The organism is Rahnella aceris (genome assembly GCF_011684115.1).
In the GTDB taxonomy this organism is placed as follows: Bacteria; Pseudomonadota; Gammaproteobacteria; order Enterobacterales; family Enterobacteriaceae; genus Rahnella; species Rahnella aceris.
The window spans coordinates 764,000-777,502 of the sequence record NZ_JAADJV010000001.1; the positions used below are offsets into that span (position 1 = coordinate 764,000).

A 13,503-nucleotide genomic window follows, 5' to 3' on the forward strand; every position below is an offset into this window, starting at 1 on the left:
GGGGAATCAGAGTGGTTATCAGCGGAAAGGGGGTTCGTTAAAGGTACGCAATTTGCGTGAATGCAGATGATCGCCCTCAGCGCGCAACAGGTCGATGGCACAGATACCAATTTGCAGATGTTCTGAGATGGCGCCTTCGTAGAATTTGTTTGCCTGACCCGGCAGTTTGATTTCACCGTGCAACGGCTTATCCGATACGCACAGCAGCGTGCCGTAAGGCACCCGGAAGCGGTATCCCTGCGCGGCGATGGTTGCACTTTCCATATCGACGGCGACGGCGCGGCTGAGATTAAAACGCAATGCCGAGGCGGAATAACGCAATTCCCAGTTACGGTCATCGGTAGTCACCACCGTGCCGGTACGCAGGCGTTGCTTGACCAGCTCACCCGGCATGCCGCTCATCATTTTGGTCGCGTCATACAAGGCACGTTGCACTTCAGCAATGCTTGGGATCGGGATATCCGGCGGCAGTACGGCATCCAGTACATGGTCGTCACGTAAATAAGCGTGCGCCAGAACGTAATCACCGATCGACTGTGTTTCACGTAATCCGCCGCAGTGACCAATCATCAGCCAGACATGGGGACGCAGCACCGCCAGATGGTCACAAATGGTTTTGGCGTTGGCAGGGCCGACGCCGATGTTCACCAGTGTAATCCCCGCACCGTCGCGGGCAATCAGATGATAGGCGGGCATCTGGTGTTTTTTCCAGGCCAGATCAGACACTGCCTGCTCAGGGTTTTGCGTTTCTGCCGTGATAAATACACTGCCCGCGCAGGCCAGTGCTTCATACGGGCTTTCCGGATCGGCAATTTGCGCACACGCCCAGCTGACAAACTCATCGACGTATCGGGTGTAGTTGGTGAATAGCACATATGGCTGAAAATGTTCGGTGAGCGTGCCGGTGTAATGGCGCAGGCGTGCCAGCGAGAAATCAGCGCGCAGCGCATTGAAATGCGACAGCGGGAAAGTGTCACCGGGATAATGCAGGCCGTCTGCGGTTTCATCGCCTATCTGCGACAGTTCTGTGGTCGGGAAATGCTTCGCCAGCCCGGCGCTCATCGACCGGTCAAGCGTCAGATCCGAGCCGTCAATCACATACGAATAAGGGATCTCCTGCTGTGACGGCACCACTTCAATCACCGCATCATATTCCTCTTCCAGCAGGGAAAGCTGTTCCAGCAGATAATCACGGAACAGCTCAGGATGCGTGATGGTGTTGGCATAACGGCCCGGATGCGAAAAACGGCCATAAGCGCGGGTCGGGTTTTTGGCTGGCGTCACGCCATCCCAGCTGACCCGCAGTTCCGGATAAACAAACAGCCCGGCAGCACGCGCTGTGATATCAGGCAACGTACCCTGAACGATGAAATCTTTAATCGCATCCCGCAGGGCGGCCACAGAGTCGTTGTACATCTTTTCGAGCTTCTCAATCGCCTGTGAGGGGGTGAGGGACTTGTTATCCATACGCTTTTCCTTTGGGCTTCGTTTATCGTCATTCATTCTAAATATGGCTTGTCTGCACGGTGTCGCCAATGTTTTATTAGGGTACAAGAGCCGGATGGTGCTTTTATGAACGAACAGGGGGAAGTGAATGATTCGGGTATGGGGCAGAAAAACGTCGTCAAATGTGCAGGCGCTGATGTGGTGTATCGGGGAATTAGGGCTGGAGTATGAGCGGTTTGACATCGGCCATAAATACGGGGGGAATGACACCCCGGAATTTCTGGCGATGAACCCCAATGGCACGGTTCCTGTGATCCGCGATGGTGAAGGCCAGCCGCTGTGGGAAACCGGCGCCATCCTGCGTTATCTGGCAGGAAAATACGGTGCTGATGAATTCTGGCCGCAGGATCCTGAACGGCGAGCCGAAACCGATAAATGGACGGAATGGGCAAAAATCAGCGTAGCGATGAATTTCACTGCGCCGGTGTTCTGGATGGTGGTGAGAACGGCGGCTAAAGATCAGGATCATCAGGCATTAGAAAAATCATTGCAGAATCTGAACAAGAAGCTGGCGATTGCCGAAGCGCAGATTGCCCGGCATGGCTACCTTGCCGGAAGCGCATTCACACTGGCCGATATTCAGTTTGGACACAGTTTGTATCGCTATTTCGATATTGCCATTGAACGGCCGTCCTTCCCGGCTATTGAACAATATTATGAAAAACTCACACAGCGTCCGGCATTTGCGGAACATGTGATGATCTCTTACGAGGAACTGCGGGTGGTATAAATCTGTTTCAGGTGCAAAAAAGCCCGCTTAATATTTTTAAGCGGGCTTTTCTACATGGCCTGCGGTTCAGCGCGGTGCAGGTGTCTTCATAAACATCGCCGTCAGGGCAGAAAGCAAACAGCCAGCCATCAGATAAATGGCGACGGAATGCCATTCACCGCCGGAGAAATTCAGCAATGCGGCGGCAATAAACGGTGTAAATCCGCCGCCCACGACGCTGGCGACCTGATAACCGACACCCGCACCGCTGTAGCGGTAACCTGCACCAAACATTTCCGTGAACATCGGTTGCTGGACGCAGACCACCATATCGTGAGCGATATTTGCCAGCAGCAGCGAGAAGATCACCACCCCGGCAATGGAGCGGGCTTCCAGCGCCATAAAGAACGGGAAGGCGCTCATCGCGCCGACGAGTGCGCCGGTAATGTAAATGCGGCGACGGCCGAAACGGTCTGCCAGCCAGGCGAATAACGGGATCGTCAGGCAACTGATACCGCCGACCAGCAGCCCGATATTCAGAAACAGCTCACGCGACATCCCCAGATTATGCGTCGAGTAGTTAAGGGCGAACGCCGTGACAATGTACATCGTCAGCAGTTCGCACAGGCGCAGGAGGATGATTTTCAAAAATGCGCCGGGATGGCGCAACAGCGCTTCAAATACCGGTAGCCGCTTTTTTGCTGCTTTGGGGAGCTTTTCCTGAGCACGTTCGAACTCGACCGACTCTTCCATGCCATTGCGCACCCATAGCGCGCCCAGCACCAGCACCACACTGAACAAAAATGGCAAACGCCAGCCCCAGCTGAGGAACTGCGCATCAGTGGTCAGGCTGCTGATCAGTGACACCAGTCCGGTCGCCAGCAACAGGCCGACGCCGTATCCCATCTGTATCCCGCTGCTGTAGAACGCCTTTTTACCGGAAGGTGCACTTTCCACCGCCAGCAGTGCCGCGCCACCCCATTCGCCGCCCACGGCAAATCCCTGAATGGCGCGCAAGGTGACCAGCAGCGCCGGAGCCCACCAGCCAATCGTCGCGAAAGAGGGAAGAATACCGATGCACGCGGTGGCAATGCCCATGATCCAGACGGTCATCATCAGCATCCGCTTACGACCCAGGCGATCGCCGAAATGTCCGAAGACAATGCCGCCGAGCGGGCGGAAGAGAAAGCCGACGCCGAAAGTAGCAAATGCGGCGAGTGTGCCCATTGCCGGGTCGATTTGCGGAAAAAATTCGCTGTTAAACACTAATGCTGCGGTGATGCCGTAGAGCAAAAAATCAAACCAGTCTACGACTGCGCCGACGAAGCTGCCCCAGGCAGCCCGGCGGGCACGGTGATATGAAGGTATCTCCTCATCGGGGTGGGGGGCGGTGAGCATGGAGTCCATAATTGTCCTGTCTGTTCGTCAGATTTCTAAAATTTTTCGTTATTAAAATCGGTTAAAGGCCGTTTACCTGGCTGGAACGCAGCAAAATAAAAACCGCTACTGAGACTACAGCGTCAAACGTCAGGTTAAAAACGCTTTTGCAAAGCGGGAGGGCAATTTAATGCAGGGAATGTGCCGGGCGGGGTGTTAAAAAGGATTTCGCTTTCAGAACGGGCTGGCATGGCGGGCTTCGATCCGTTCTCCGCTGACGGGATGAAAAAAATGCAGTTCACTGGCGTGCAGCATCAGTCGCGGAGTCTGTTCCGTGCCCGGCAGCAGGCGTCCGCCATACAAATCACAGCCCAAAATCGGGTGGCCCAGATACTGACAGTGAATGCGAAGCTGATGAGTGCGCCCGGTTTGCGGAGTCAGCAGTACCCGCGTCAGTGGCAGTAATTCGCCGTTTTCCTGCTCACGATAAAAGCGCTCAACCACCTGATAGCCGGAGCGGGCGGGCTTGCCGTGGACGGCGCAAATTGACATCAGGGGAAACAGTGCAGGGTCTTTGGCGATCGGCGCGTCTGTCACTCCCTCGTTATGTTGCAGATGCCCGCAAAGCAATGCGCTGTACACTTTGGTCACCGTGCGCTGGCTGAATTGATGGCAGAGGGCGGCATTGATAGCCTTATTACGCGCAATCACCATCAGCCCGGACGTGCCGAAATCCAGACGGTGAACCAGCGTACAGCCGGGAAATATCTTTACCAGCCGGTGATGTACGGAATCCAGATTTTGCGGATTTTTCCCCGAGAGGCTGAGCAGTCCGGTGGGTTTATTGATAAGCACCAGATGCTCGTCCTGATACAGCGTCTCGATCTGGCCATGGCACGGCGGGGCAATAAAAGTATCGATAATCGCAGACATCAGGATACCCGGATGAAGAGTGGGAGCGGATGATAACGAATTTTAAACCGGCTGGCGAATCGGTAAGGTTCGCCTGGGTGAGACAGGTTGCTGATGTTGTCTGTGTGGCTAATTTTAGTCTGCAATTCTCTGGTCAATAAACGAGATAATTCAAGTATCCAGATGGGGTTGCATCAGTTTCTCAAACCATGCATGAAAAACAGCCAGTCTCCGGGATCGCTGGCGGCGATGCGGATAGATCAGTGATACCGGCATAGACGCTGCCCGGTAATCTGGCAGGACCTCAGTCAGTTCCCCTGAATCCAGAAGATGCTGAACATCGAAGCGGGGGATTTGGATCAGCCCAAGGCCTGCAAGGCAGCAGGCGATATAACTTTCTGCATTGTTAACCCCAACCTGGTGGGGGACGCTGACACTGTGTATATGTCCGTCCTTTGACTGATACTGCCAGGGTAACTCTTTACCCGTTCTTGATGAAATATAACCGATGGCCAGATGCTCCCCGACGAGATCGTCCGGCTGGGAGGGCAGGCCATGTTCGCTCAGATATGCAGGGCTGGCGCAGTTGATCAGGGTTATGTGACCCAGGGAGCGTACGACTAAACTGCTGTCATGCAATACGCCCACACGGATAGCGCAATCCACGCCGTCCTGTACCAAATCGATAGCCCTGTCCGATGACCCCAGAACCAGCTGTAAATGGGGGTGGCACCGCAATAACTCTGGCAGGGCCGGGGCAATCAGGCGACGGGCAATGCGGCTGGGGACATCGATGGTCAGCTTCCCTGAGGCCTGGCGCTGGCTGAGCTGAAATGACTGGTCGATATCCTCTACTTCTGCCAGTAAAGGGCGCACCCGTTCGAGCAATTGCTCGCCGTCGGTAGTCAGCCGCACTGTGCGGGTGGTGCGGTGCAACAGCCTCACGCCCAGTTGCGATTCTAATTGCTGGATGGCGGCAGAAACGGAGGCTCGCGGCACAGAGAGTGCGCTGGCGGCCCGAACAAAGCTTCCCATTTCTGCGACCTGCGTGAATACGCGATATTGGTTGAACCTGTCCATCTTTAATATCTCGTTGTTATACCTGACAAAGGAAATTCGCTATTGCTCTTTGTCTGCGGCAGGGACGGGGATATTCCAGGGCCTTCAGCATATCACCCATCCTTTTTACAGTCCGATATTCAGATGTCATCGGTTATTTGGTGGTATAGCCGCCGTTGATCAGAATAGTCTGGCCGGTGATCCACCAGCCATCGCTCACCAGATGGCGAATGAAAGGCACCACGTCTTCAATATCGGTCAGGCCTGTTTTGCTGAAAGGAGAGAGTGCTGCTGCAGTTTTATGATATGCCACCGCGTCAGCGCCTTCAGCAGGATAAAAGAAAGGGGTATCCATCGGACCTGGTCCTACCGCCGTGACCGAAATACCGCGCGCGCCAAACTCTTTGGACGCTGCCCGTGTGTAATGCTCCACCGGGGCTTTCGTGCCTGCATACGCGGCGTAAAACGGGGTAAAGGCACCCAGAAGTGAGGTGACTACCGTGCAGATTTTACCGTTGTCGTTGAGATTTTTACCGGCTTCTTTGAGGAAAAAGAAAGCCGTTTTCGAGTTAACGGATGTCATCTCGTCGTATTCAGTTTCGCTTATTTCCGCCATGGGTTTTTTGAGGACTTTGCCCACGGTGTTGATAGCGATATCCGGCTTGCCAACGGCGGCGATGGTGTCAGCAAAGAGTTTTTCGACGGCTGCAGCGGTCGTCAAATCTGCCTGCAATGCCACCGCCCTGGCTCCGGCGGCTTCGATGGCGGCCAGCGTTTCATCAGCATCTGCTTTTGAGGAGGCGCTGTTGTAATGAATGGCGATGGCTTTCGCCCCCTGAGCGGCTAAATCGCGGGCGATCAAACCGCCGAGATTTTTAGCACCGCCTGCGATGATCACAACTTTGCCTTTAACAGAATGGTCTGCCATGGTGTGCTCCTTAGGTATTTGTCAGAAAGTTGAGTCTAGACATTAATCCCGTGAAAATAAGCACTCCAACGCTGAATAGACAATCCAGAAAATCAGTCTAATTCACTACCCGATAAGGTTCCTGAACGCTTTCTGCGGACAATTCTCAGGCCCGTTATATTTTCCATTCTTTTAAAAGCGGCTGATCATATTCATCTGCTTTTACTGTGGTTTTTTACTGATTCACGAAGGAGTAACGGACTTTCAACTGCCACAGTATTCTTATGACACTCACCGTTAATAATATGAAGCGCACTAAGGCGTCCTATCTCGTAATGGGGTAATTGCACGGTCGAGAGGGGGGGTAAGAATAGATCGCCAATACCCACCATATTATCGTAGCCAAGCACCGCAACATCATCAGGGATCCTTAAGCCCTGTGACAGCAGCGTCTGATAGACCATAAATGCAATACGATCGTTTCCACACACCACTGAATCGAATTGAGGTTTGCCCTGGTTAATATGGGCCAAAAGCATGTCGGGAATATCGTGATAATGCTCATCGCCATATTCCATGTAATGGTGGTCGAGCGTATCAGGAGCTATACCGGCTTGCGTGCATGCCTGCTCCAGCCCTTTGCGGCGTCTGACAGTCGCAAGATGGTTGGCAGGCAAATGTAAGCAGAGCGGGCGACGATAGCCTGCAGATAAAAGTGCCCGCACCGCAACATACTGTCCATGTTCATCATCGGGAATATAACTCGCTACCTGCTGATGCAGGCTTTCACAGTTGGCCAGCACACAGGGGAGGTTTAACAACTTTCCGGGCAGCGGTACCTGCCGCAATCCCATGGTGGTATAGATAATGCCATCCGGGCGATGTGAGAGAAGCAGATCAACGATTTTTTCCGGGCTGTCATCGGAAAACATGTTAACCACAAAGCTGTTCCAGCCATGCGCACGTGCGGTTTCTTCGATGGAGAGTGTGATTTCCACTGAAAAGGGGGTGGTCACAGTATCAAGTGCCAGCACACCGATGGTTTTTGCAATCGCGTGAGCGCCACGTATTTTTTTTGCCGATAAATCGGGCACGTAATTAGTGGCGTCGATAGCGGACTGTACGCGAGCCAGGGTCTCCGGCTTCAGGCGTTCCGGGGAGTTTAATGCCCTGGAAACCGTCATCAGCGACACGTTTGCCAGTTTTGCCACATCTTTCAGGGATGCCATTCTTCTCGCTCCAAACTTGTCACTACGCGACAGGCTATAAAACTAACTTGCTGATGTAAAAGGATCATACGTGATTTTGGACTGCGTGTGTCGTTTGCTGTAAACCCGAAAAGTTGATCATGATCTCACACTGATAATGTTAACGTTAACTTTTGTGATTAACATCTAGAATCGCCGTAAAACGGCATGCGTTTTATTTTATGTTAACGTTATCATTTGCGCTCCACCTCAGCATGAGATTGCCATGATGAAAACCCGTCATTCTCACAGTTATCTGATACTCAGCGCTTTATTGTTCTTTTTCTTTGTGACCTGGTCCTCTACAGGGTCGTTGCTCTCGATCTGGCTACATCAGGAAGTGGGTCTGAAAGCAGGGGACACCGGGATCATTTTTTCCGTGATGTCGCTTTCCACGCTGTTTGTGCAAATTTGTTATGGTTTTATTCAGGATAAACTCGGTCTGCGTAAGAACCTGCTCTGGTTTATCACGGCATTGTTGATCTTTTCCGGTCCGGCCTATCTGCTGTTTGGACATCTTCTGAAAATTAATGTCTTTCTGGGCAGTTTTTTTGGCGGGATCTATATCGGCCTGACCTTCAATGGCGGTATTGGTGTACTTGAATCCTACACCGAGCGTGTTGCCCGCCAGAGCCAGTTTGAATTCGGAAAAGCAAGAATGTGGGGATCGCTGGGTTGGGCTGTCGCCACGTTTTTCGCCGGGTTACTGTTTAATATCAACCCGAAACTGAACTTCGCGGTCGCCAGTTGTTCTGGTCTGATCTTCTTTATGCTTTTGATGCGGTTACGCGTCTCCTCGGCACCGCACGCGATGCAGGAAGCCGTGTCAGGCGGCAAAGTCACCCTTGAGGACGCATTACGCCTGCTGACCCTGCCGCGCTTCTGGGCTCTGGTATTCTTTGTGGTCGGCACCTGTATTTACGGCGTCTACGATCAGCAGTTCCCGGTCTATTTTTCCTCACAGTTCCCGACGCAACATGAAGGGAATGCCATGTACGGTTATCTTAATTCGTTTCAGGTGTTCCTGGAGGCCGCAGGCATGTTCTGTGCGCCGTGGCTGGTCAATCGTATCGGTGCCAAAAATGGTCTGATTTTCGCCGGAATGGTGATGGCGATGCGCATGGTCGCTTCCGGTTTAGTGGAAGGCCCGCTGCTTATCTCCATTACTAAGCTGCTGCATGCCGTCGAACTCCCGGTACTGTTAATCGCTATCTTCAAATACAACAGTCTTAACTTCGATAAACGACTCTCATCCACGCTCTATCTGGTGGGCTTTGCCTGTACGAGCTCAGTGATAGCCACCGTGTTGTCCCCCCTCGCCGGCTACAGCTACGAAAAATATGGATTTGCCCAGTCCTACCTGGTTATGGGGCTGATGGTGTTCTGTATCACCTTTATTTCTATTTTCTTGTTGCGCTCAGGTAAGCCTTCTAGGGATCCACAGATACCGCAACTTTCTACTATCTGATTGAAAAGAGAGAAAACGATGACGTATACAATTGCTCATGCTGAACAGGAACTTCAGGCTAAGCACGGGAGGGTAAATCTGCGCTGGTACCCGCGCTATCACCTGGCCGCGAGGGCTGGCTGGATTAACGATCCTAATGGCCTGATCTGGTTTGAGGGTTGGTATCACGCTTTTTATCAGCATCATCCGTATTCCACCCAGTGGGGACCGATGCACTGGGGACATGCGCGGAGCAAAGATTTGCTTCACTGGGAGCACTTGCCCGTTGCACTGGCCCCGGAAGGACCGGAAGACAAAGACGGCTGTTTTTCGGGTTCGGCGGTGGTGGATGGCGATACCCTGGCGCTGATTTACACCGGGCATAAATTTCACGGCGACGCCGGTAATGACGAAAACCTTTATCAGGTGCAGTGCCTGGCAACCAGTGGCGATGGTATTCACTTTAAACGTGAGGGGATCATTATCGATACCCCGGCGGACTTGCATCATTTCCGCGACCCTAAGGTCTGGCGCGAAGGGGATAGCTGGTACATGGTCGTCGGTGCGCGCGTTGGCGATACCGGGCAAATACGGTTGTATCGTTCAGCCGACCTGCGTCAGTGGCAGGATGAAGGGATCCTGGATGAGGCAGAAGCCGGTATGGGCTTTATGTGGGAGTGCCCTGATTTCTTTACCCTTAATGGTAAACGCGTCCTGATGTTTTCTCCGCAGGGGATAGCCGCGCAGGGTTTTGAGAACCGTAATCTGTTCCAGAGCGGTTATCTGGTGGGGGACTGGCAGCCCGGCGAGCCGTTTGTTCGTACAGGAGAATTTATTGAAATGGATCACGGGCACGACTTCTATGCCCCGCAGAGTTTCCTGACGCCGGATGGCCGCCGCATCGTGATTGGCTGGCTGGCTATGTGGGAGTCGCCGATGCCGGAGCAACAGGACGGCTGGGCCGGGATGCTGTCTCTGCCGCGTGAGCTGAGTCTTGATGAGAACAATCGTCTGCAGATGCGTCCCGCGAAAGAGGTGGAAGCCCTGCGTCAGGCCTGGTTCCCGTGGCCTGTCAGTACCTTGAAAAATCAGCAGATCCTGATGGCGGAAAAAGGGGAGTCGATGGAAGTTGCGCTTCACTGGGATGGCGCACGCAGTGATGCGGAGCAGTATGGACTTAGCCTGGGGGACGGTTTACGTGTCTATGTTGATACCCAGATGCAGCGTCTGGTGCTGGAACGCCGCTATCCGCAGTACGGATTATGTGGCACGCGTAGCGTACCGTTAGTGCCCGGCGCTCCTCTGGCTTTACGTGTGTTTATCGACAGCTCATCCGTCGAGGTATTTGTTAATGACGGCCAGGCCTGCCTCAGTAGCCGGATATATCCTGATGCCGGTCACCGAGAATTAAATTTATTTGCCTGGCATGGAACGGCAACATTATCCGATGCCGGAGCCTGGCAGCTGGAATAAATTCTGTTCAGCGTCGCGAATAACCCGTCTTTGATGATGGGCGGGTTATTACTGCGTTTATCTTCGGGCTGTATTTATACAAAAAATGACACACTAATATCAATAATAAGAAGGTCTTTTCCGATGAATAAAATCTGGGTCGGATGTATGTTGACGTCTGTATGTACCTCAGTAGCCAATGCACAGGATACGCTTTCCCTCGAACAACGGCTGGAACAAATGGAGCAGCGGCTGAAAGTCACCGAGCAACGCGCTGCGGGTGCGGAGGCAGAAATTCGCGCACTCAGGCAGGAGAAGCAATTATCCTCCGTGGTAAACAATACACCCGCAGTTCCCGCGACTCCCGCTATTCAGCTCAGCGGGAATAGTAATATTAAATTTTACGGGGACGTTGAATTTAATATGGACGGTGCCAGCCGCACGGGTAGCCTGACGTCGGTAAAAACCAGTACAAATAAAAACTGGGCGCCCGGAGATAAAGAACGCTGGGATATGAATGGTCGTATTCTTCTGGGGTTTGATGGTCTGCGAAACGGGGTTAATGGAAAATATGCCGGATTCACTGTTCAGCCACTGGCTGATATAAACGGAAAAATGAATCTCGACGATGCGGCATTTTTCTTTGGTCAGCAGGATGACTGGAAAATTAAAATAGGTCGCTTCGAGGCCTGGGATATGTTCCCGCTGAATCAGGATACGTTCATTGAGTATTCCGGTAATACCGCCAACGATCTCTACAGTGACGGTTACGGTTATATCTACATGATGAAAGAGGGGCGCGGGCGCAGCAGCAGCGGCGGCAATTTCCTGCTCAGTAAGACACTCGATAACTGGTATTTCGAATTCAACACGCTTATAGAGGATGGCAGTTCGCTATTTGTCGACAATAACTATCACGGCAATGCGTTAGATAACCGTAAAAATGTGGTTTATGCCCGCCCGGTCGTGGCCTGGCAATCCGGCGCGTGGTCGGTTGCCGCCGCTGTCGAAAGCAACCTGGTGAACAATGCCTATGGATATCAGGATACTCAGGGTGTTTGGGTAGACCAGTCGGGCCGGACCGGTTACGGCATGACGATGAGCTGGAACACGCTTAAAACCGATGCAGAAAACGGTGCGGTTGTTAACCTGAGTACGGCTTATCTCGACGCCGCTGACGAAAAAGATTTCAGCGCAGGCATAAATGCCTTATGGCACCGCGTGGAACTGGGTTACATCTATGCGCACAACAATATCGACAAGTTCAATATGGCCGGGGTAGCCAGTGACTGTGACAGCGACTGCGCGATTCTGGCGCCGGGAAAATATGACATTCACACCATCCATTCCTCATGGCACCTGCCTGATATCATGGATATGCCTGACTTCAATATTTATCTTGGGGCTTATGCCTCCTGGCTGGAATCGCCGTCGGTAAAAACCGGTAATACGGATGACCGTTATGGTGCCCGTGTGCGTTTTAAATATCTTTTCTAAACAGCACCAGCCCGGGAATGTGCGCTTATTTTTCTGTGATCACACATATATTTTTTCAGTTTAAGAGGACATCCAGAATATGCCGGAAATGACCGCCGAATTGCGGAGGGGATAACGTCAAAAAGACGCAATAGTATGAGAAAATATAAAACAAAATAATTGAAACCAGCGTTGCGATATCTCCTTTCATGTGTTCTGCCTTTATTATCAGAAAGGTTGTGACTTTGTGTTTTTGGGCCTATGAAAAAGTCGCCGTTCGGGACGACTTTTCATAGGTTCATGTTCATTGCATCAGAAGGTATAAAGCACACCCAAATTGTAAGTCGTGCCGCCGCGCTTAACGACAATCGGGCTGTTACCGGCTTTGTCGTCCAGCCAGGTGTAATCGGCACTGATAACGCCGCCCCAGTGGGACGTGAACTGATGGCTCCAGGTCAGGCTGCTGTCCACGCCATAGAAACCCCCGGCCGACTGATAAGGCGCGAAGTCAGTGCGGTCGCTTTGTTCGCGGCTCACACCATAAAAGGTATTCATATAGCGCCGGTCGCCAAAGAGCGCTGCCGACTGAAGTGCAACAGTGTCAGTGTCGTTTTGCAGCGGCAGTACCGTGACGGAAGTCTGATAATGCACACCTTGCCCGTCCGTCAGTGGCAGGGTGGCTTTGCCTTCAAAAGACAGCCACGGCGTTGCAGACCAGCCCACCGCGAGCGCGGTATTCATGGTCGCATCGATATTCCCCATGCCTTTGAGCTTATTCGAGCCATCCCGCCAGGTGGAATTTTTGTCTGTCCGCCCGAGGCTGTATCCCAGCGTATGTTCCAGATACAGGCCGTTATCCGCCTGCAGGTCATAACCCACGCCTTTGAGCGAATCGAAGAAAAAGGCGCCATCGCGCGCCTGAATGACTGGCCCGACCAGCCAGTGGCGCTGATCGGAACCGCTGTAGCGCGGCGCGCTTTGTGCGCCCATGCCGACGGTAAACGTCGGCGCAGACGGCGTGTTGTCGGCCATTGCCTGCAGCACTGTGGCGGACAGGCTGAAACAGGTCATCTGCAGCATTAGTTTTCTGGATGTCATTGTGATTCCTCATCACCTAAACGTTGGTTCGTAGCGGATTGCAGCCGCGTCTGAAACCCGAAGTATGAAGAGGCAGTGTCAATAAACTGTCGGGGAATTATGAAGAAACCGTCAAGATGACCTGTATGGAGACCAGGCAGATGCTGATTATTGAAGACGACGATGCGGTGGACGTTGCCGATGTTGATTTACATGCTGCACGTCCGCTGTCACTGCGCCGGTCAGCCATCTTGCAAAAAAGTGCGCATCTTGACGGTTTCTTGATGAAATATTACGGGAATCTGGACAGTGATTGGATTGAATAGCGACATCT

General features: G+C 52.7%; 12 protein-coding genes. 5 read left to right on the plus strand and 7 right to left on the minus strand.

Annotation, left to right across the window (positions count from 1 at the left end; all coding sequences use genetic code 11):
- Nucleotides 1-18: 18 nt before the first annotated feature.
- Nucleotides 19-1,467 (minus strand): AMP nucleosidase, encoded by a 1,449-nt coding sequence (locus GW591_RS03415; protein ID WP_037035937.1) that lies wholly within the window; start codon nt 1,465-1,467, stop codon nt 19-21.
- 127 nt (nt 1,468-1,594) lie between these two features.
- Between GW591_RS03415 and GW591_RS03420 the strand changes: the two genes are divergently transcribed.
- The gene (locus GW591_RS03420) at nt 1,595-2,236 is read left to right on the plus strand and encodes a glutathione S-transferase family protein (protein WP_166860099.1); all 642 of its coding nucleotides are present in this window, start codon (nt 1,595-1,597) and stop codon (nt 2,234-2,236) included.
- Between the two features lie 66 nt (nt 2,237-2,302).
- On the opposite strand, the gene shiA is transcribed toward GW591_RS03420, so the two are convergent.
- The 5 genes from shiA to GW591_RS03445 all read right to left on the minus strand — a co-directional run bounded on the left by shiA (nt 2,303) and on the right by GW591_RS03445 (nt 7,699).
- Nucleotides 2,303-3,622, minus strand: a complete 1,320-nt coding sequence (gene shiA, locus GW591_RS03425; protein ID WP_013574933.1) for a shikimate transporter — start codon at nt 3,620-3,622, stop codon at nt 2,303-2,305.
- A 204-nt stretch (nt 3,623-3,826) separates the two neighbouring features.
- A complete protein-coding gene (locus GW591_RS03430; RefSeq protein ID WP_166860102.1) occupies nt 3,827-4,525 on the minus strand; it encodes an RluA family pseudouridine synthase in 699 nt (232 codons plus the stop codon).
- Nucleotides 4,526-4,675: 150 nt separating this feature from the next.
- Entirely contained in the window at nt 4,676-5,584 is a 909-nt protein-coding gene (locus GW591_RS03435; protein WP_166860104.1) for a LysR family transcriptional regulator, read from the minus strand.
- Nucleotides 5,585-5,717: 133 nt separating this feature from the next.
- A complete protein-coding gene (locus GW591_RS03440) occupies nt 5,718-6,491 on the minus strand; it encodes an SDR family oxidoreductase (protein ID WP_013574936.1) in 774 nt (257 codons plus the stop codon).
- Between the two features lie 191 nt (nt 6,492-6,682).
- Nucleotides 6,683-7,699, minus strand: a complete 1,017-nt coding sequence (locus GW591_RS03445) for a LacI family DNA-binding transcriptional regulator (protein WP_013574937.1) — start codon at nt 7,697-7,699, stop codon at nt 6,683-6,685.
- A 244-nt stretch (nt 7,700-7,943) separates the two neighbouring features.
- Here GW591_RS03445 and GW591_RS03450 point away from each other — a divergent pair, with 244 nt between their 5' ends.
- From GW591_RS03450 to GW591_RS03460, 3 genes are all read left to right on the plus strand, one after another.
- A complete protein-coding gene (locus tag GW591_RS03450) occupies nt 7,944-9,185 on the plus strand; it encodes an MFS transporter (protein ID WP_015689639.1) in 1,242 nt (413 codons plus the stop codon).
- Between the two features lie 18 nt (nt 9,186-9,203).
- Nucleotides 9,204-10,637, plus strand: a complete 1,434-nt coding sequence (locus GW591_RS03455; protein ID WP_112197740.1) for a glycoside hydrolase family 32 protein — start codon at nt 9,204-9,206, stop codon at nt 10,635-10,637.
- 123 nt (nt 10,638-10,760) lie between these two features.
- A complete protein-coding gene (locus GW591_RS03460) occupies nt 10,761-12,113 on the plus strand; it encodes a carbohydrate porin (protein WP_112197739.1) in 1,353 nt (450 codons plus the stop codon).
- A gap of 291 nt (nt 12,114-12,404) precedes the next feature.
- Here GW591_RS03460 and GW591_RS03465 read toward each other — a convergent pair whose 3' ends face one another.
- Complete coding sequence (locus tag GW591_RS03465) at nt 12,405-13,190, minus strand: MipA/OmpV family protein (RefSeq protein ID WP_112151765.1); 786 nt, start codon at nt 13,188-13,190, stop codon at nt 12,405-12,407.
- A gap of 140 nt (nt 13,191-13,330) precedes the next feature.
- On the opposite strand from GW591_RS03465, the gene GW591_RS03470 reads away from it, so the two are divergent.
- A complete protein-coding gene (locus GW591_RS03470; protein ID WP_013574943.1) occupies nt 13,331-13,495 on the plus strand; it encodes a hypothetical protein in 165 nt (54 codons plus the stop codon).
- Nucleotides 13,496-13,503 lie beyond the last annotated feature (8 nt).

Bases quoted from the DNA above. Each gene is read 5' to 3' on its own strand.
- GW591_RS03435 (WP_166860104.1), bottom strand. From the start codon at position 5,584: ATGGACAGGTTCAACCAATATCGCGTATTCACGCAGGTCGCAGAAATG.
- GW591_RS03470 (WP_013574943.1), top strand. From the start codon at position 13,331: ATGCTGATTATTGAAGACGACGATGCGGTGGACGTTGCCGATGTTGAT.
- GW591_RS03455 (WP_112197740.1), top strand. From the start codon at position 9,204: ATGACGTATACAATTGCTCATGCTGAACAGGAACTTCAGGCTAAGCAC.
- GW591_RS03460 (WP_112197739.1), top strand. From the start codon at position 10,761: ATGAATAAAATCTGGGTCGGATGTATGTTGACGTCTGTATGTACCTCA.
- GW591_RS03450 (WP_015689639.1), top strand. From the start codon at position 7,944: ATGATGAAAACCCGTCATTCTCACAGTTATCTGATACTCAGCGCTTTA.
- GW591_RS03430 (WP_166860102.1), bottom strand. From the start codon at position 4,525: ATGTCTGCGATTATCGATACTTTTATTGCCCCGCCGTGCCATGGCCAG.
- GW591_RS03415 (WP_037035937.1), bottom strand. From the start codon at position 1,467: ATGGATAACAAGTCCCTCACCCCCTCACAGGCGATTGAGAAGCTCGAA.
- GW591_RS03440 (WP_013574936.1), bottom strand. From the start codon at position 6,491: ATGGCAGACCATTCTGTTAAAGGCAAAGTTGTGATCATCGCAGGCGGT.
- GW591_RS03445 (WP_013574937.1), bottom strand. From the start codon at position 7,699: ATGGCATCCCTGAAAGATGTGGCAAAACTGGCAAACGTGTCGCTGATG.
- GW591_RS03420 (WP_166860099.1), top strand. From the start codon at position 1,595: ATGATTCGGGTATGGGGCAGAAAAACGTCGTCAAATGTGCAGGCGCTG.
- GW591_RS03465 (WP_112151765.1), bottom strand. From the start codon at position 13,190: ATGACATCCAGAAAACTAATGCTGCAGATGACCTGTTTCAGCCTGTCC.
- shiA (WP_013574933.1), bottom strand. From the start codon at position 3,622: ATGGACTCCATGCTCACCGCCCCCCACCCCGATGAGGAGATACCTTCA.